At 46.9% G+C, this 17,009-nt stretch carries 19 protein-coding genes and 1 pseudogene; 10 read left to right on the forward strand and 10 right to left on the reverse strand.

Annotated features, from left to right (window positions below; genetic code table 11):
• Positions 1-122 precede the first annotated feature (122 nt).
• Genes PUW25_RS19270 through PUW25_RS19280 form a run of 3 tightly spaced genes read left to right on the forward strand, consistent with a single transcriptional unit; the run spans position 123 to position 3,337 of the window.
• Positions 123-1,205, forward strand: a complete 1,083-nt coding sequence (locus PUW25_RS19270) for a Gfo/Idh/MocA family protein (RefSeq protein ID WP_047913214.1) — start codon at positions 123-125, stop codon at positions 1,203-1,205.
• 49 nt (positions 1,206-1,254) lie between these two features.
• Complete coding sequence (locus tag PUW25_RS19275; RefSeq protein ID WP_047913343.1) at positions 1,255-2,262, forward strand: Gfo/Idh/MocA family protein; 1,008 nt, start codon at positions 1,255-1,257, stop codon at positions 2,260-2,262.
• A 25-nt stretch (positions 2,263-2,287) separates the two neighbouring features.
• Positions 2,288-3,337, forward strand: coding sequence for a helix-turn-helix domain-containing protein (locus tag PUW25_RS19280; protein WP_047913215.1), 1,050 nt, complete (start codon positions 2,288-2,290; stop codon positions 3,335-3,337).
• Between the two features lie 141 nt (positions 3,338-3,478).
• Here PUW25_RS19280 and PUW25_RS19285 read toward each other — a convergent pair whose 3' ends face one another.
• The 5 genes from PUW25_RS19285 to PUW25_RS19305 form a co-directional block, all read right to left on the reverse strand.
• Positions 3,479-4,090, reverse strand: a complete 612-nt coding sequence (locus PUW25_RS19285) for a flavin reductase family protein (RefSeq protein ID WP_047913216.1) — start codon at positions 4,088-4,090, stop codon at positions 3,479-3,481.
• A gap of 33 nt (positions 4,091-4,123) precedes the next feature.
• Positions 4,124-4,303 carry a hypothetical protein gene (locus tag PUW25_RS19290; RefSeq protein ID WP_047913217.1) on the reverse strand — a complete coding sequence of 60 codons (180 nt, stop codon included), beginning with the start codon at positions 4,301-4,303 and terminating at the stop codon, positions 4,124-4,126.
• Between the two features lie 135 nt (positions 4,304-4,438).
• Entirely contained in the window at positions 4,439-4,699 is a 261-nt protein-coding gene (locus tag PUW25_RS19295; protein ID WP_047913218.1) for a hypothetical protein, read from the reverse strand.
• Positions 4,700-4,755: 56 nt separating this feature from the next.
• Positions 4,756-5,316: a DEAD/DEAH box helicase family protein gene (locus PUW25_RS19300; RefSeq protein WP_047913219.1), complete on the reverse strand. Its 561-nt coding sequence runs from the start codon at positions 5,314-5,316 to the stop codon at positions 4,756-4,758.
• A 189-nt stretch (positions 5,317-5,505) separates the two neighbouring features.
• Positions 5,506-5,946 (reverse strand): hypothetical protein, encoded by a 441-nt coding sequence (locus PUW25_RS19305; RefSeq protein WP_047913220.1) that lies wholly within the window; start codon positions 5,944-5,946, stop codon positions 5,506-5,508.
• 190 nt (positions 5,947-6,136) lie between these two features.
• Here PUW25_RS19305 and PUW25_RS19310 point away from each other — a divergent pair, with 190 nt between their 5' ends.
• The 3 genes from PUW25_RS19310 (at position 6,137) to PUW25_RS27450 (ending at position 8,382) form a co-directional block, all read left to right on the forward strand.
• The gene (locus PUW25_RS19310) at positions 6,137-7,078 is read left to right on the forward strand and encodes a DMT family transporter (protein ID WP_047913221.1); all 942 of its coding nucleotides are present in this window, start codon (positions 6,137-6,139) and stop codon (positions 7,076-7,078) included.
• A 191-nt stretch (positions 7,079-7,269) separates the two neighbouring features.
• Positions 7,270-7,899, forward strand: a complete 630-nt coding sequence (locus PUW25_RS27445; RefSeq protein ID WP_338000032.1) for a VanZ family protein — start codon at positions 7,270-7,272, stop codon at positions 7,897-7,899.
• Between the two features lie 6 nt (positions 7,900-7,905).
• Positions 7,906-8,382, forward strand: a complete 477-nt coding sequence (locus PUW25_RS27450; protein ID WP_338000033.1) for an RDD family protein — start codon at positions 7,906-7,908, stop codon at positions 8,380-8,382.
• An 84-nt stretch (positions 8,383-8,466) separates the two neighbouring features.
• On the opposite strand, the gene PUW25_RS19320 is transcribed toward PUW25_RS27450, so the two are convergent.
• A complete protein-coding gene (locus PUW25_RS19320; RefSeq protein ID WP_047913223.1) occupies positions 8,467-9,120 on the reverse strand; it encodes a DUF2625 family protein in 654 nt (217 codons plus the stop codon).
• A gap of 44 nt (positions 9,121-9,164) precedes the next feature.
• Positions 9,165-10,084: pseudogene (locus PUW25_RS19325) on the reverse strand (suppressor of fused domain protein).
• A 521-nt stretch (positions 10,085-10,605) separates the two neighbouring features.
• On the opposite strand from PUW25_RS19325, the gene PUW25_RS19330 reads away from it, so the two are divergent.
• Together PUW25_RS19330 and PUW25_RS27455 are read left to right on the forward strand one after the other, a co-directional pair.
• Positions 10,606-11,469: a sulfurtransferase gene (locus tag PUW25_RS19330; RefSeq protein ID WP_047913224.1), complete on the forward strand. Its 864-nt coding sequence runs from the start codon at positions 10,606-10,608 to the stop codon at positions 11,467-11,469.
• A 58-nt stretch (positions 11,470-11,527) separates the two neighbouring features.
• Positions 11,528-11,710, forward strand: coding sequence for a putative holin-like toxin (locus PUW25_RS27455; RefSeq protein WP_047913225.1), 183 nt, complete (start codon positions 11,528-11,530; stop codon positions 11,708-11,710).
• Positions 11,711-11,922: 212 nt separating this feature from the next.
• Here PUW25_RS27455 and PUW25_RS19340 read toward each other — a convergent pair whose 3' ends face one another.
• Both PUW25_RS19340 and PUW25_RS19345 read right to left on the reverse strand, forming a co-directional pair.
• Positions 11,923-13,539 (reverse strand): hypothetical protein, encoded by a 1,617-nt coding sequence (locus PUW25_RS19340; protein ID WP_047913226.1) that lies wholly within the window; start codon positions 13,537-13,539, stop codon positions 11,923-11,925.
• Complete coding sequence (locus tag PUW25_RS19345) at positions 13,523-14,257, reverse strand: ABC transporter ATP-binding protein (RefSeq protein WP_047913227.1); 735 nt, start codon at positions 14,255-14,257, stop codon at positions 13,523-13,525. The genes PUW25_RS19340 and PUW25_RS19345 overlap by 17 nt, the downstream gene beginning before the upstream one ends.
• Positions 14,258-14,433: 176 nt before the next feature.
• Between PUW25_RS19345 and PUW25_RS19350 the strand changes: the two genes are divergently transcribed.
• Positions 14,434-15,345, forward strand: coding sequence for an aminoglycoside phosphotransferase family protein (locus PUW25_RS19350; protein WP_047913228.1), 912 nt, complete (start codon positions 14,434-14,436; stop codon positions 15,343-15,345).
• Between the two features lie 40 nt (positions 15,346-15,385).
• Complete coding sequence (locus PUW25_RS19355; RefSeq protein WP_047913229.1) at positions 15,386-15,679, forward strand: RNA polymerase alpha subunit C-terminal domain-containing protein; 294 nt, start codon at positions 15,386-15,388, stop codon at positions 15,677-15,679.
• 67 nt (positions 15,680-15,746) lie between these two features.
• On the opposite strand, the gene PUW25_RS19360 is transcribed toward PUW25_RS19355, so the two are convergent.
• Positions 15,747-16,979 (reverse strand): molybdopterin-dependent oxidoreductase, encoded by a 1,233-nt coding sequence (locus tag PUW25_RS19360; RefSeq protein WP_047913230.1) that lies wholly within the window; start codon positions 16,977-16,979, stop codon positions 15,747-15,749.
• Between the last annotated feature and the right edge of the window lie 30 nt (positions 16,980-17,009).

Raw genomic sequence — 17,009 nt, forward strand, 5'->3', positions numbered from 1 at the left:
ATTTTGCACTCTTTTATGTCATAATCTTGGAATATCCCCGCAGATGGCTGTCATGCTAAAATGTTCCCGAAACGAATCTCATATCTTCTCCATCATAGGCAGAATAAGGAGGCCATTTTCTCGTGGACAAACAGATCAGAACAGCCATCATCGGCTGCGGCGGTATTGCATTTGGGAAGCATTTACCAAGCCTAAGCAAGATCAAGGAAACAGGTATTGTCGCATTTTGTGACCTCATACCGGAACGGGCAGAAAAGGCAAGAGCAGAGTATGGATTACCGGAAGCAAAGGTTTATACCGATTACACGGAACTGCTGCAGGATGAGTCGATTGAGGTTGTACATGTATTGACGGCAAACGATACACATGCTGAAATCTCTATTGCTGCACTCAGAGCCGGAAAGCATGTCATGTGTGAGAAGCCGATGGCTAAACTCGCTGATGATGCCAAGCGAATGACGGCCGCGGCCAAGGAGTCGGGCAAGAAGCTGACGATCGGCTATAATAACCGCTTCCGTTCAGATAGCTTGACCTTGAAGAAGATTGTACAGGACGGAACACTCGGCGACATTTATTACGCCAAAGCCCATGCCATTAGAAGACGCGGAGTACCTACATGGGGCGTATTTCTTGACGAAGAGAAACAAGGCGGCGGACCACTGATCGATATTGGGACTCATGCGCTTGATCTCACCCTGTGGCTGATGGATAACTACGAACCCAGCGTCGTTCTCGGCAGATCCTTCCATAAGCTGTCCTCCAAGGAAAATGCCGCAAATGCGTGGGGGCCCTGGGATCCAGCCAAATTCAATGTTGAAGACTCTGCTGTCGGTCTAATTGTGATGAAGAACGGTGCTACCATTTCGCTGGAGGCAAGCTGGGCACTGAATATTATGGATGTTCAGGAAGCCAAGACGACCCTATGTGGAACTGAAGGTGGTGCTGATATGGTAAATGGCCTGCGGATCAATGGCGAAACCCATGGCAAGCTGTACCTGAACCAGATCTCACTGGATGCCAAAGGCGCAGATTTCTATGAGGGCCAATCCGATTCTGCACCTGATCTTGAAATGCGCAGCTGGTATGATGCCATCCTGCATGATACCGAGCCGCTGGTTACACCGGAACAAGCCTGTGTCGTATCAGAGATCCTAGAGGCCATATATGAATCGAGCAGAACCGGCAAAGCCATTTATTTTGAATAGTCTTACCTTACAATAATACAATGGAAGCGAGGACGAAACGATGAGTAAAATGCTAAGGCTTGCGATTCTCGGTTACTGGCATGTCCATGCAAACGATTATGCATCGCAGGCAGATGCCCATCCTCTGACTGAAGTTACAGCCATATGGGATGAGGATGTAGAACGCGGACGTGCAGAAGCAGCTAAACGCGGTGTTCCATTCTATGAGAACCTGGACCAACTGCTTGCAAGTCCAGATATCGACGGTGTTATTGTTGTTACGAGCACGGCTATTCATCATGATGTCATAACCCGTGCTGCGAGAGCGAAAAAGCACATATTCACTGAAAAAGTGATCGCGCTTACAACAGAAGAATGTTCGGATATCCTCCAATGTGTGCAGGAGGAGAAGGTGACTCTCACTGCTTCCCTGCCACGACTGTATGAGCCATATACGCTTAAGGCAATGGAGATTATCGAGAGCGGCAGGCTAGGCCAGCTCACTCTTGTTCGTACCCGGCTGTCTCATAACGGAGCGATACCGCAAGGTGCTAACCGTCAAGGCTGGCTGCCGGAACGTTTCTTCAGCTATAAGGAGACAGGCGGCGGTGCGATGACCGATCTCGGATGTCATCCGATGTATTTGGCCAATCTGTTTCTGGGAATGCCAGAGCAGGTTTACGCCAGCTACGGTTATGTGACCGGCAAAGAAGTCGAAGATAATGCCGTAGTCCAACTTCGCTATGCGAACGGAGCTCTTGGCGTTGTCGAAGCCGGGTTTGTCAATCGTCATTCCCCATTCTCCTTTGAGATTCATGGTACAGAAGGCAGTCTTTTCTACTCAGATCATGATCGCAAGCTGTTATACCTGGCAGCCGACGATGAGGGATGGCAAACAGCAGAACTGCCTGATGCAGACCCAAGTGCCTTTGAGCAGTGGGTAAGTCATATCGAGGCTGGCACGGTGTTTGAAGCGAATTTGGTTATGGGCTCTCAGCTGACGCAGCTGATGGAAGCCGCCAATCGTTCTGCCCGAAGCGGAGTGCCAGAGAAGCTGACCACCAAGCTTCCAATCTAAACCCTAACGCAAGGAGGCATGCAAGATGGAACGGAATGAATCCAGCCTGTCTTACCCCTATGAACTTATGAATGAACAACGCCATGCACTGGAGCAGCTGAATGTAGACTTTTGCTGGGGAAATTACGGGATCCGGGTCGTTCAGTTCCATCTGATCACCTTTCCGGCGGGTAAGATCATTGAGTTTCATAAGCATTCAAACGAGTATGAATTTCATTTTATCCCAAGAGGTAAGGGCAAGGTTATTCTCGAGGAGCAGGAATACAAGCTGTCGGAAGGAATGATGTATCTAACGGGCCCTCACGTAATGCATTATCAGGAAGCCGCTCCTGATGAGGCCATGGAGGAGCTGTGTCTTCGAATTGAAATTGTTCCGCTTCGGCCAGCTGCTACATACAAGGATTCCTCTATGGAACAAGGCTATTGGAGTACGGGAATTCAGGAAGAATACAAAGAGGCCGAAGCTTGTATAAGTCAGCTAAGCTCGCTTCCCAAGATCCCGACGACGGATCGGTTTAAAGCGATGGAATGCTTTCTTACCGCCTATACTGCTTGGTATCGGAATGAACCCGGATTATTTACGCTCATGAAGCAAGCCGTTATTAATATTATGCTTCGTACCGCCAGAGCCTATTTTCCTCAGCCTGGACGTTCACTCCCCTCCAGAGATATGGGACGCCATCGGTACCTGCTAGCCGAACAATTTATGAAGGATAACTACATGGAGCCGCTCACCGTGGAAGTCGTTGCAGATCGGATACATCTTAGCGCCCGTCAGCTGCAGCGAATATTGAAGGAATACGGTGGAGGCACCTTTACCGAGATGCTGGAATCCATTCGGTTGTCTCATATCTGCAAGCGGCTGACCACAAGCGACAGTACGATGGATGAGATTGCAGAGGAAACCGGTTATTCCAGTGCTAATTATCTCCACGCTGTATTTAAGCGAGTTTACAGTATGACACCCATGGAATACCGTAAAACCATGAGAATCAGGAAGCTGCATGCCAATACGGAGATAACTTCTGCTCCAGCAGCTTACACATATTCCGAGCGGGAAAGCTCGCTCCTATAAGTATTGAACGAAATTGAGGCCGATTGAGGCTTAGGCTTTCCAGGTGAATCTCCCCTTTTATATGACAAGACGCTGAAGAGCCTCCCTAAACTGGGGACTCTTCAGCGTTTGTGTTATGACGAAGTCAACCTTTGGATGATGTTATTCAGGCCGCTGCAATGAGAAGAACTCTCCCAATTTGCTGTAATCATTGCCTGCTAATCTTGATACCGGGCGCAAATCCTTCATCCGAATCTTACCCTCATAATAGAGCTCATCATCTACATGAAAATGTACGACTCGTCCAATCAACAGATCGCATCCGGGCAGATTCTTCTCCCCACCGAGAGATATGGAATGCTCCAGCACGCACTCCATCCGTATTCTGGACTCCGCAATGCCAGGAACTTCGATCTGAACGCTATCTGCGAGGGTCAAATTCGTCAGAGCGATCTCACTCTCATTCTCAGGCAGATTAGCCGCTGTCTTGTTAATTTCCTCGATGTATGTCTCATCTGAAATATGTACAACAAATTCTCCACGTTCATTGGCATTACGGGCCGTATCCTTCATCTGACCGTCCTTGCGCTGCACGGAGATGGATATCATGGGTGGATTGGATGTGACGATATTAAAATAGCTGTACGGAGCAGCATTCAGCACACCATCCTTGGATAATGTCGTAACAAAAGCAACCGGCCGCGGAATAATGCTGCCTGTCAGTAATTTATAATTCTCACGTTCACTCTGCTCACTAGGATTAATGGATACCATTCGCTTCCTCTCCTATCGATTTATACAAATCCTTTACACGTGATAGCTGCCGCTTGGCTGATCGATGACCCATTCCAGCATCATGATCATATCCTCCAAACGAAGTACCTGTACATTAGCCGCCACTTCTTCAGCGGACAATCGGCTCTTCATCATATCCAGTTGACGTTTCAGTTCATTTAATTTGCGTTTGACTTGGTCTTCTGATCTCATGTTGGTTTCTCCCTTTTAATAGCATTAATCTCTCCCCATTAGAGTACCATTCATAGGTGTCCATTTCCAAGAGTGCCCTTCTTACACTTCTTACAACAGAATCAGCTTCTCTTCATCCATTCTGCTGCACAGTTATCAGCTGGAAGGAGTAAAGAGCTTAATGATTTGTTTATCAAAACACTCCCAAAGAACAAGTGCGACTCCTGCTATCATCAGTGCAACTGACAAATTTCTAGGTAAAACTGCCCCTGATTCTACAAGTGCAGTGCCAAATTTACCCGGCGGAGTCGACCATCCACCTAAGCTCTCGGCATAAAACACTGTTGAAATACGAATTCCTGTATATAATACCGTTCCACTAATGAGCAGAATTCCTCCGCTGATTATTCTTTTCAAACTATCCACATCCTTCACGGTTTACCTGAGACATATTCATTTTGCATTTCGGTATTCTATAATTGAAACGCTTCTTTAATCCGCTGCGCGGTTTCCTCCGGGTTCAGCTCAGTATTGTTAATTCTTATGTAATGCTCCTTCTTGATTTCCCCTTCCAAGGAATTCAGCCGATGGCGTTCCATCGTTCGAAGCAAATCCCGTTCAGAGAATTCAATATCGCGTTTGGTCGGTTTATGCTCAAGTCGATTGGGTGTTTTGTTGCGTTCCAGCCTTTCCTCTACACCGGCTTCCAATTCTACGTAGTATACAGTTCCCCCTCTGGACTCAAAAACCTGGCTGATCTCCTCAATATAAGCCCAATCCTCCGGATGGTCAAAAGCCCACACATACGTGAACATGAGACCTGGCAGATCGCTTTTGGACACCTCTTCAAATATCTCTCTGCGAAACAGCCCCACCAGCCGCTTCCCTAAAGGGGTTCCATAGCTAAAAAAGCGGGATACCAGATCAATCGTCATATGATTATGAAACAGCTTCAGATCTGTAATCTTCTCCAGCTCCTGCCCTACCGTCATTTTACCGACAGCCTGGGGCCCAAAGATAATGACAAACTTCATACCACAGCTCACCTTCAATCCCCCGAATATTCAATCCATATTATTCCATATTACTCAAAGAGGCAAGAGTTATTTCTACATCAAAAAACGCCAGGCATAAGCCTGACGTTCTTTGATGGGTTTACTACAGGTGTATGTAAACGCATTCATAAATAAATCCTTCCCTGCACAATACACAAGCTTTTCCTCTTAGTCCACCTTCTTCTTGTCTGTCATCTCCACCTCATGAAGTACGAGCTGCCTTACATCCGGCAAATTATCGAATGTTTTAACGGTATACTTCAGCTCCATTTGTGTTCCACTGCGTAAATTCTCCAATTGCTCCATCAAGCCTTCTTCCAGCTGAAAAGCTGCAGCCTCACCATCAATTTTAAACTCAGCCGTATGGGGGTCAGCGAGACCTGTATAGATCGCCGTTTCTTCTATTATATTCTCTTCAGCTTGTTCCTTTTGTGTTTCCGCTTGCGTCTCGACGATGGTTCCGCGGACGATTGGCTCTGCAGTGCTCGTCGCTTCCAGGCTTGCCGTCGCTTCAGCCGCTGCAGTCTGTTCTGCCGAAGTAATCGCTGCAGTCAGCAGCAAGATCGTTACACTTAAGGTGGCTGTTGTTTGTCGGTTTCTTTTTTTCATCCGAGTTACCTCCAATTGAAATCGCCTTACTGTTTATTACACGAATCCCATTCTTGTTAATCAGCTGAGCATTCGGTACAGGGTCTCTTCTGCCAATGAAATGCTATTCCTAATTACCTGCTGCTCCGGTATAATGTGTATGTTTGAGTTAAGCTTAAGCAAAATACATACACCACAGGAGTATACGATCATGTCTAGCACTAAAAGTTCCTTCAGTAAGTATGAAATGCTGTATATTATCGGTATCATTGCCATCTCATTCTCTTCCATCTTTGTTCGCTGGTCGGATGCAGAAGTATCTGTTATTGCGATGTACCGTCTGTTTCTCACCAATTTGCTCATGGCCCCTCTGCTGTATAAATACCGTCATGATATCGTTCGGCTGACTAAAAAAGAATGGCTGTACCTGGCCGCATCAGGCCTGATGCTGGGTCTCCACTTTCTATTATGGATGGGCTCGCTCCGGCTCACCACTGTGGCCAGTTCAACCGTTATTCTCACACTGGAGCCGATCCTTGTAATGCTCGGGTCCATGTGGCTGTTCGGGATCCGTCCCAATAAAGTCATGCTCATGGGGATGGGTATGGCGGTCATCGGCTCTGTCGTCATTGGTGCAGGGGATTTTCGAATATCTGGTGATGCACTGTTCGGAGATTTTCTATCTTTTCTGGGAACCATTGCGGTAGCCGTACACATGCTGTTTGGACAGCATCTTAGAAAAAACATCAGTGCTTATGTATATAACTTCTGGGTATTTTTATTCGCTGGTTCTGCTCTTGCCGCCTATAATGGGGTCAATCAAATTCCCTTTACCGGGTATGATGCAAGAGAATGGGGCATATTCCTCCTGCTGGCGATCGTCCCTACCCTTTTCGGACACTATCTGTTCAACTGGCTGCTCAAGGTGATGAATGCCACAACCGTATCCATGTCTGTGCTCGGGGAGCCCGTGTTCGCGTCCATTCTTGCCTGGATGCTGCTCGGTGAGGCACTGACCGGCATCCAGCTCATTGCAGGATTTATCATTCTGCTTGGTGTTTGGATCTTCCTTAGATATGGTAAACACAACATCCACGGAGAAGATGACCTGCTGCCTCCTGTTCAGCAGAAACCAAGCACATCGGAAGTGTAATAGTTCAACTACAATGGGAATAGTTTCTTGTTTAAAAAAATGAGCCAGAGTCTCCAAGCTGAGACTCTGGCTCATTTTTTATCAGTATCCAGTGATATGAATAAAATGTAACAATTACATACCGACTTTTAGGGTAAAATATCATGATCCGTCCATTTATTATGACTTAATTTACATAGGTAGGTGTATTCATGTTTCAATCGTATCTGTTTCCGATCTCCTACGCCTTCATGACCTTTCCTATAGCCGCCTTGTTTTTTACACTTCCGTTTCTTATTGTGCAGTATCGAAAACATGGCTACATTAATAAGGTTAGGGCGATAATGCTGTATCTGTTGCTGCTTTATTTAATGACCGCTTATTTCCTTGTTCTTCTGCCGCTGCCGGCGGCGAGGCATAATGAACCCTTATCTGGTATTCCATATCAGCTCATCCCGTTTAATTTCATACATGACATCCTCAAAGAAACGAATGTTTCAGCCCAGGATGTCAGCACTTACTGGAAATTGCTTACGGAAAGAGCCTTTCTTCAGGTTGTCTTTAATATCGTTCTGACCGTACCTTTTGGCCTCTTTCTGCGTTATTATTTCCGAACACGCTGGGTCCGTGGGATCCTGTTGTGCTTCCTCCTCTCGTTATCCTTCGAGATAACACAGCTGACAGGCATATTCGGTTTCTATGATCATCCCTACCGCGTGTTCGATGTAGATGATCTGATTATGAACACGCTTGGCGGTATGATTGGATTCCTGCTTGCCGAGTGGTTCACAGGATTACTGCCTAGAATTGAGCACCTTGATAAAGAAGTCGATATTGCTTGAAAACGAGTGTCCTATACCAGACGTGCAGTAGCGCTCTTATTTGATGGGTTCATCTGCTTGATCTTGTTCAATATCGCTAGCATTCTAGATGTACCTGCTGCCTTTTGGATCGTTACCGGCTTATATTTCATGGTGTTTCCTTTTCTAAATAAGGGAAGAACCTTTGGTAAATGGCTTGTCCGCATTCATTTGACTGGAGAGGCGGGAAGGCTGAAGCTTACCGGTCTTACGATCAGATATGGGCTGCTGTACTGGATATTTTTCGGCTTAAACCTGATGATTGTAACGGCGAGTCTTCCTTCCTATGGAAGTACGCTGTTTGCTTTTGTCATCTTCGTCATGGACGGCTGGTTTGCCCTTCATGTGCTGCGCCGGTTCTTTAGCAAAAAAACGCTCCTGTTCTACGAGCAGCTCAGCGGTACGAAGCATCAGATTACTTGGCAGAGACCGACACCTGAGCTTGCACAGAAGCCTGCTGAATAATGTAAAACATATTCGAAGCCGCCATGTGGCGGCTTTTTGTTAATGAAGCAATCCAGCTTCTATGTGGATGTTTCCTCAGATCATCTAGATACCCAAAACGGTATTCCATGCTTCAATAACCGAGGTCTTCACTTTACTGCTGTCTGCTCCGCTCCCTTCCTCCGTCCAAAGGGGTGGATAATAGGTAAACACCTCACCTGGCTGAAGCCCATTCGACTCCTCCTGCCACCCTTTCCAGCGAAACGTCTCATAATACTGGGCTAGATCACCATCAGCGAGCCAGCTAACAAAACCAGAATAAGCAAGCTCCGTCGATTCCCACTCCAATGTATCCGGCGCATAGTAATAGATGTGTCCGTCATTTCCGAAACGACCGATATTCAAACTGAAAAAACCGCCCGCCGCATCGTATGCGACAAGCAGCATTCCTTCGAGAGCCGGAACGCCTTCGCGATCGAGAAGTCCATTCCAGAACGGAAGACTGCCATATATACCGTCACCGCCTGCACCGAGCAAGGTAATCCAGCCATGGTCAAACAGGATACCTGCCGTTTCGTAAGCAACTGCGCCCAGGTAGGATTTGGTGCTGACCTGCAAACGATATAGCGTGTCTGCTCCTGTGTCATGCTCTGCGGGAATGATCACACTCTTGTTTTTACCCTGGCTCAGCATATTCTCAAGCTCTTCCCAAGCGTGGTCTTCCGTGTGAAGCAATTCCCCAATCGTTAAATATCCCATCATTCTCCCCTCCTTTGAATCTATAACCATCTAAGCTCTTTTCATTAACCGATGGTTTCTACGATGCTGCCTTCACGATCCCGGATTAAAGTCTTTATAATATTTAGAACAATATTTACGGATAAAATTGGGACCGAGCCTTCTTTAGGTACAAGCTTATGTGTAAACTCAGCTGCTGCCTGCTCATTCAGAGTAATGGTGATGTTACTCTCTTCTTCTTTACAACCCGCTATATCCCCTGGCTCGAACACAACCTGAATATTTTGGCTTAACAGTCTCAGCGTCCTGCCTTTTAATATCCGGCCTTGAAGCAGCTTGCCAACGATATCAGCCTGCTTCGCTCCGATGGTTAATTTGGCCGGAGTCTTTCTAAACATCTTCCTCTCTGACGGCATCCAGTCCAGTGTATCTACGAACAGGAAGCCGGTGCTCGAGCCCCCGTTATACCTGCCATTTGAATAAACTCCACTCTTCCATTAGGCGTCTCGATGGGTGAAAGCTCCGGATCATGAGTAAACGCGAGGGCCGTGAGCAAGGTATCCGCCCCCAGGCAAATAGGTCCATTCGCATCCATATAATCTCCTGCTTTAAAAATGTTCCCGCTCCCGAACACATATCTGCCCATATTTTGCAGCAGGTTAAGCGCCCAGGCCGGCGGCTCCTCCTCTGATTCGCTCCGCGCGACTCTGAAGGTCAGCTCGAATCCAAAGCCGCTGTCCTCCATATTTTCAGATTCCTTTGTATATAGCTCGGAAAATCCATAAGTGACAATATGCCAATGCGGGCCCCCTTGCTCGGATTTATATGCACTGATCCCATCAAGCGGATCCTGACCTCCAAGAGAATATGGAAGCAAAGTTCCGTAATGCTTAGGCTCCTGGTCTCCATAAATAGGCTTTAATGCTTCATCTATAGCATCCCAGCCAGGAGCTTGATCCAGCTGTTCATTTTGCTCTTCGTTCATTTCCTCACTCATCTTATCATTGACCTCCTGTATGTTCTGCTAAAATTCAACCACTGTCTAAACATCTATTATAAATGGATTTGGACTGCCTATTGCTGTATATGGCAAATTTGAGCATTATTTACTACATGAAATACTAAGACAAAGACAACGATTGAATATGAAACTCATGTCAAACGTCAAGTAGGATTTTTTTTCATTGGAGTAAAGGTCTGATCGCATCGATATTTATCGTCCTAAGCAGGCTTCAATGATTAGGAATATCCTTAACTCAGATCCATTCAACTTTTTCATAAAATGCATGAATACGAAATACTTCTGCTTACTTCTTCCTGGTCCACCTCCTACTCATAGGCTTTTGAGGGATAAATAATATTGGCTTCGAGGCACTTATTTAAGGAGATTCTTACTCCACATTCGGATTGGCGATGAGCTCTATATAAAGTAAAATACAGCTAGACCCGATGTATTTGCATATATCATGTATTAACCAACATTCCAATAAAGAGCGGTGATGAGCTATGAAATTTATCGTATCCATGAAATGGGTGCTAGCCCGTATGTATGAACCGGACATCGCGATTGTCGATTGCCGTTTTGCTCTGGGTCAACCAGAGACGGGTAGACAAGCCTTTAATGAAAGCCATATACCAGGGGCCGTATATTTTGATCTGGAGCAGGATTTGTCTTCACCCTTGCATGAACAAGGACATGGCGGACGGCATCCACTGCCTGATGTAGATCAGCTGGTTGACCGAATTCGCAAGGCGGGCATTAGTAACGAGACCCGAATTATTGCTTACGATGATCAAGGCGGTGCAATGGCGTCAAGATTCTGGTGGCTGATGCGCTATCTCGGTCATGAGCAGGTATATATTATGGATGAGGGATTTGCGGCATGGCAGGCTGCGAGCTTTCCGGTCACTGCCGATGTACCGATTCGGATTCCGGCATCCTACACCCCGCATCTCCAGTCTCACCTACTGGCTGATCTAGAAGAAGTGCGGAAGGCTTCCACCACTGGATCTGCTATGTTAATCGACTCACGTGAATACCCGAGATACCTGGGAGAGGTAGAGCCGCTGGATAAAAAAGCAGGTCATATACCAGGCGCTGCCTCATATTTCTGGAAGGATAACCTTCAGGAAGGATCAACTAAATTCAAGTCAGCTGAGGAGTTAAGCAAACGGTTTGAAGCAGTGTCCAAAGATCAAGATGTTATTGTATATTGCGGCTCCGGCGTAACGGCTTGTCCCAATGTACTGGCGTTAACAGAAGCAGGATATGAGAATGTGAAGCTGTATGCAGGGAGCTGGAGCGACTGGATCAGCTATGAGGAGAACCCGGTGGGCATCGGGAACGGGGAGAAACCCAAACATATATAACAGTAATTAAAAATTATGAATACATTTGCAATTTGTAACTATAACTCCTAGAGGATGTGTGTCTACGCCCATCATCAACTTTGTCAGCATCCAACGGCTAAAAGTACTTACTTGGTGGATCCAACAAACTACGACTCACGTTAAGGATGCTTTGATGCTTATGATCAGTTTTGGCGCACTTATTGTTGCACTATTAACGCTGGTCGTCGCCATCATCGCTATGATTAACCACAAGAAATAGACCGCCCCATAGCAAGGTTACGGTCTAAATCTGATCTTATTTCAGAAGCCAACCGCCTTTGAAGCGGTCTACTGTGCTCGGAGTCGTGTTGGCGCACGGCTCCTTCTTTAGTTTTATTATAACGGTATCCGATTATACCTGCAATAAGGCAGTTGTCACAGCTCACAATCGGCAAGTGGTCACTGTATAGATGTATCGCATATGCCGAACATTCACTTCACCCGAAACGTACGAGGAGCATACTTGCGAACCAAGGGCAGAGCAGCCACAAGATAGAGCAGGGCTATAACAGCCGTACATATTGAAAAAACAACCGGATCTGGTCTTAAGCTGATCGATAGGACAAAGACGCCTGACACAATCCAGCTGAAGAGATAAAAGAACGGATTTTTCGTATTCAGCTCTGTCGTGTACGGCTGGAATATATAATACAAAAACAAGTGATGCACGGAGAAAAATACAGCCAGCGATAATGTGCTTACCCACAAAAATACATAGTCGATTGCTGTTGTTAACCCTCCTGCAGCGACAGCCGCCAGCGTCAGCACCAAGGCAAGTACGGCTGCGAGGAGCAGGTTCATGCCCAGAATCCTACTAAGGCGGATCCGAAAGTGCTTCGGCGCATCCTGTCGGTAGAAGCTTTGCCGCAGCAGCTTCAGATCACAATGGAAAAACAGCACTTTGCACAATTGTTCCCCGACGGTCAAATAGGCCATGATGAGGATCAGCCCCGGAAAGAATGTCCCTATGCTAGAAGCCGCGGCAGCCATCGGCTCTCGGTATAGAAATCCCGCAAGAATCAAGGCCGTCCCGAGGGCAGCAACGATGGCCAAACGCTTATACAGCGGCCGCCGGATCAAGCTTTTGTGTCTCGAGAAGAAGATGGCATTAATATAATCGTACCCCTCTTTTTTCTCGAATGTCCTCCTGCTATCGTTCGTCCCCTCTAGATCGTAATCACTGTCCTTCGCCTTGACGGCTGTTTGCTGCGCATCCGCCATCATCCGGCCCAGGTCCAGCAGCGGGTCATCCCGCTTCGTCGCCGCGTCTACCGCATCCGTATAGTCCAGTCGCCAGAAGAGAACAACACTCGCAATGCCTCCCAGTAAAATGCAAATGACGTATAAAGGCACAGCCGAAGTTAACATTGCCCCCCAAGCCAGAGCCCATTCAAACAGTAATGGCGCATATGCTGCGATGTATCCAATGAAAATGACGGTCCAAACGATGACGTTGTTCTTGATCAATATACTGCCGCTTCGCCGAAACAACCAATAATGAAAATATTCCCATACGATCCGCCACATTACAGCAGCAGCCGTGAGGAGAATGCCTTGCAGCATCGGTGCACCAAGCAGCGAGGAAAAAAGGAGCACCGCTGTCAGTAAATAAACAAATAAGGTAACGTATTTATAGCTGAGCGTCGCCCGCATATATCGTGTTGCCGGAAGCCGCAACAGCTTAACCGAGATGTATTTGCTCCGCTTCGGTTCAAGTATTCTGGCATTGGATACTCCAGCAATAATAAATGTGATAATGAAGAAAATATGCCAAAAGATGTCCAGCTGACGCTCTATAGGCAGCTCTTGGCCCAAGGTGACCACCGGAAAATAAACGACAAGGCCGACATACAGCATACTGGTCAGGAATCCCCACACAATAGACAGCAGCAGTGCAGCAATGGCCACTGCCTTCTTCACACCCACTCTGGAATAGACATTGTCACTAACCAGACCACCGATGAGCGGAAGCCGCCGAACATAATAGATTAATCGGTTTGCAATAGAGGATACTTGAAGATGAAGAATCGTATTAAGTGTTCGGAGCATCCGGTCTCTCCTCCCCATCCGCATCATCCTGCAGCAGGTCGATAACGCTCTGTTCGAAGCCAGGACTGCCAAGCAGCTCTTTCGGTACCGAAGACAATTGCCCTTTGTTCAAGATGACTAGTTCATCACACAGATCGGAGGCCAGCTGCAAAATATGCGTAGAGAAGATCAGAATATGATCCTTCTTCATCGACCGCAGTAAATTTTTCATCTCCAGTGCGACAATCACGTCAAACGAGGTCAACGGTTCGTCCAGCAGGATCACCGGCGGCTTCGTAATGAGAAATAGCAGCATCTGAATTTTATTCTTCATCCCGTGTGAATAGTTCTTAATAAGACGATGCCGATCCTCCATTGTAATTCTCATCATCTCGAAGTATTCGTCGATCTGGGTATCCGTCTGCAGCTTATCCCTGTTAATGTCCAAGAAGAACTTTACGAATTCGTATCCCGTCAGGAATTCAGGCAATATAGGCAAGGAGTAGACATATCCGATATCATCCTCTTTCAGCTCACGGCGGATACCATTATCCAGCAGCCATGCATTACCGCCATCAAGCTTGGTTTCCCCGCTCAAGCCATTAAAAAGAGTCGTTTTTCCTGCGCCATTCCGTCCGAGAAGACCGTAAATCTTGCCTTGTTCAAACGTAAATCCGGTGTTTTGCAGTACGTTCTTCTTTCCAAAGCTTTTGACAATATTCTCTAAGACTAATTCCACGTGTGAGATCTCCTCCTTATTTCCATCTATTTTTGTTAATACGAGCCTAAGAGCGTGAGGTGTCGCAATATTTTGAATTAAGCTGCTGTTTGTCGGATTGGAGAAGCTTGCTATCCTATTTCCTGCTGAACTAATATATGTAAAAGTAAGATCGAGAATAGGGGGAGCGATTCAAAATGAACTATAACTTTAAGTCAGAGGAAGCCGCAAAGATTAAAGACCACTTTGGTGAACAAGTTTATGTGAAAGTCCAACAATATCTCGGCATCTACGCAGATCAGTGGTCCCTGTCTTCATTTGAGTTCATTCCTTCCTACTCGGCCAACCTGGTGTTCAAATGCGAGTCCGCCCTCTACGGCAGCTCCATATTAAAGTTTGGCAACCCTGCTGCTACAGAAACGTTAACCGAATTCAGCACCCTTGAGCAGTATAACGGAAGGCCTTTCTGCAAGGTTTACGATATAGATCGTGAGCACTGCATTATTTTGGCGGAGCGAATTGAGCCAGGATATACGCTGAGAAAAGAGAGCTCACTTGAGCAAAGACTTACCGTCTTCTCTTCCCTGTATACAGACCTGCATGTCGAACCGGCTGACCCGGAGATCTACCCAACCTATCTTACGTGGGTGAACCGAATTACGAGTTACATGAGTCAACGGCAGGATGCTCAGGAGCTTTACTTGCATATGAAAAAAGCCCAGGAGATTTGTACCTCCCTCTCTTCGCTTTATTGTAAAGAACGTCTTCTGCATGGAGATTTTCATCATGATAATATTCTACTGGGCCCGCATGGGGAGTATACGGTGATCGATCCGAAGGGCGTCATTGGCGATCCGATTTGGGACACCCCCCGCTTTATCTTGAATGAATTTGAGGAAGAGATTACGCCTAAGCTGTACGACAAGATTAACAGTATCATCCTCACCCTGGAGAAGAAGCTTCATATTCCTGGTGAAATACTGCGGCAATGTCTCTATGTAGAAACCGCGATGGGAAACTGCTGGTGTGTACAAGACGGCTCTCCTCCGGAGGAGCTTCCGAAGCTGCTGGCGTATGTTGATTTTGCCGAAAAAATAATGAACGCGTAATTCTGATAAACAGATCATTTCATAGGAGGACATTGTATTCATGGAAACTTCCAATCAGAGCCTGAGAACCTGCAGCAAGGGTCACCAATATTATAAAAGCAGTGATTGTCCAACATGCCCCACCTGTGAGAAGGAGAGAAAACCTGACAGCGGGTTCCTGGCCCTGCTATCTGCACCGGCAAGACGGGCATTGGAGCATCATGGAATTACTACCTTGGAGCAGCTGTCCACCTACAGTGAAAAAGAGATTTTAAAATTTCACGGTATGGGGCCCGCATCACTGCCCAAGCTTAGAGCTGCTCTGGAGGAGACTGGCTTAGCTTTTAGACGATAAAAGATAAAGACTATAGATAGGTAATCGATAGATTGTTTCATGGCTTCCATAGGCTTCAGCTCATTTTTTAGCTGTTCTTCACCCAAGCATCATTCGAATAGCCCCGCTCTTCCCAGTAGCCGACATGCTCACCCTCAATTAACTCGATCCGGGTCAGCCATTTAACCGATTTATAGGCATACATCTTCGGTACAATGAGTCTGACCGGACCACCGAGGTCGCTGGGGATCGGGTTTCCGTCATGCAGGACAGCGACCATCACATCATCCAGATCTGCCTGCTCCAGTGTCAGTGTATCTGTATACACGCCGTCTCCCGAATAGAACTTTACCGTCTGGGCTGTTTGCTGCACTCCGGCCTGCTTCAGCAGATCTTTTAGCCGTATGCCCTCCCAGGTATTGTTGTAGACTGACCAGCCTGTTACGCAGTGAAAGTCACTCACCTGCACCGTACGCTTCACCTGAACAAACTCCTCCCAGCTCCAGCTTAGGCGGTTATCCACCTTACCATCAATGGTGAAGGACCAGTTCTCGTTGGTGAAGACAGGTATTTTCGTTACGGTATATACCCGGAAATTCCCCTCCGCTCCCCCACCCATGGGATGCTGAGACGCTGAGTGCGGTACTGGTGTAGGAATAAGTTTGTTCTCGTTCTGTTTAAGCAGATTTTCCATCGAATTGCTCCCGCCAAAGCTGCCAAGCCATTTTAAAAAAGATGGAGCCAGCGTTACGGTTAACCCGATGCCAATCACTCCACCGATAAAAGCTCTTCTCGTGTATATAGGCTGTGGGGCCGCAGGATGAAGCGGGTTATCCTTACGTCCCTGTTGGATCGTACGGCGCGCAGGCTCCTTGAACCATTTCAATCTAGTAATGGAGTGATAAATAATGTAGGGTAGACCAATCCATGTCAACACATCATGAACAACCAACGCTGCATTGGCTGCAGCAGGTCCTACCTGCTTGAACTGCCATAGCAGCACACCTGAGATAAACCAGCCTGTAAGAAGCACCAATACGATAACGACGTTTAACCGCTGCCAAGGCTTATGCTTCAGCTGTTTCCAGTGCTTCCCGGCAAGCAGAAGGTAATAGAGCACCGGAAGAATCGATGCCACACCGACAATAATATGGAGCGTTTTAATCCATACCCGTCCTTCTCCCAGTAAACTCCGCCAAAAACCGCCGATAAGGATCAAACCGGTCACAGCTAGTACAACTACGATCCAGCCATTCCAGGTATGTAATGAAACCAGCTTTTTGCCATAACCTTTGCGAAGCTGCTTAAGCCAAGTCCTCATTGTTTACCCCCTCTGCATGATCCTCTCATC

This window comes from Paenibacillus urinalis (assembly GCF_028747985.1).
GTDB classification, from domain to species: domain Bacteria; phylum Bacillota; class Bacilli; order Paenibacillales; family Paenibacillaceae; genus Paenibacillus; species Paenibacillus urinalis.

Bases quoted from the DNA above. Each gene is read 5' to 3' on its own strand.
- PUW25_RS19305 (WP_047913220.1), bottom strand. From the start codon at position 5,946: ATGAAAAAAAGAAACCGACAAACAACAGCCACCTTAAGTGTAACGATC.
- PUW25_RS19350 (WP_047913228.1), top strand. From the start codon at position 14,434: ATGAACTATAACTTTAAGTCAGAGGAAGCCGCAAAGATTAAAGACCAC.
- PUW25_RS19360 (WP_047913230.1), bottom strand. From the start codon at position 16,979: ATGAGGACTTGGCTTAAGCAGCTTCGCAAAGGTTATGGCAAAAAGCTG.
- PUW25_RS19290 (WP_047913217.1), bottom strand. From the start codon at position 4,303: ATGAGATCAGAAGACCAAGTCAAACGCAAATTAAATGAACTGAAACGT.
- PUW25_RS19310 (WP_047913221.1), top strand. From the start codon at position 6,137: ATGTCTAGCACTAAAAGTTCCTTCAGTAAGTATGAAATGCTGTATATT.
- PUW25_RS27445 (WP_338000032.1), top strand. From the start codon at position 7,270: ATGTTTCAATCGTATCTGTTTCCGATCTCCTACGCCTTCATGACCTTT.
- PUW25_RS19280 (WP_047913215.1), top strand. From the start codon at position 2,288: ATGGAACGGAATGAATCCAGCCTGTCTTACCCCTATGAACTTATGAAT.
- PUW25_RS19275 (WP_047913343.1), top strand. From the start codon at position 1,255: ATGCTAAGGCTTGCGATTCTCGGTTACTGGCATGTCCATGCAAACGAT.
- PUW25_RS19320 (WP_047913223.1), bottom strand. From the start codon at position 9,120: ATGGGATATTTAACGATTGGGGAATTGCTTCACACGGAAGACCACGCT.
- PUW25_RS19340 (WP_047913226.1), bottom strand. From the start codon at position 13,539: ATGCTCCGAACACTTAATACGATTCTTCATCTTCAAGTATCCTCTATT.
- PUW25_RS19300 (WP_047913219.1), bottom strand. From the start codon at position 5,316: ATGAAGTTTGTCATTATCTTTGGGCCCCAGGCTGTCGGTAAAATGACG.
- PUW25_RS19330 (WP_047913224.1), top strand. From the start codon at position 10,606: ATGAAATTTATCGTATCCATGAAATGGGTGCTAGCCCGTATGTATGAA.
- PUW25_RS19285 (WP_047913216.1), bottom strand. From the start codon at position 4,090: ATGGTATCCATTAATCCTAGTGAGCAGAGTGAACGTGAGAATTATAAA.
- PUW25_RS19355 (WP_047913229.1), top strand. From the start codon at position 15,386: ATGGAAACTTCCAATCAGAGCCTGAGAACCTGCAGCAAGGGTCACCAA.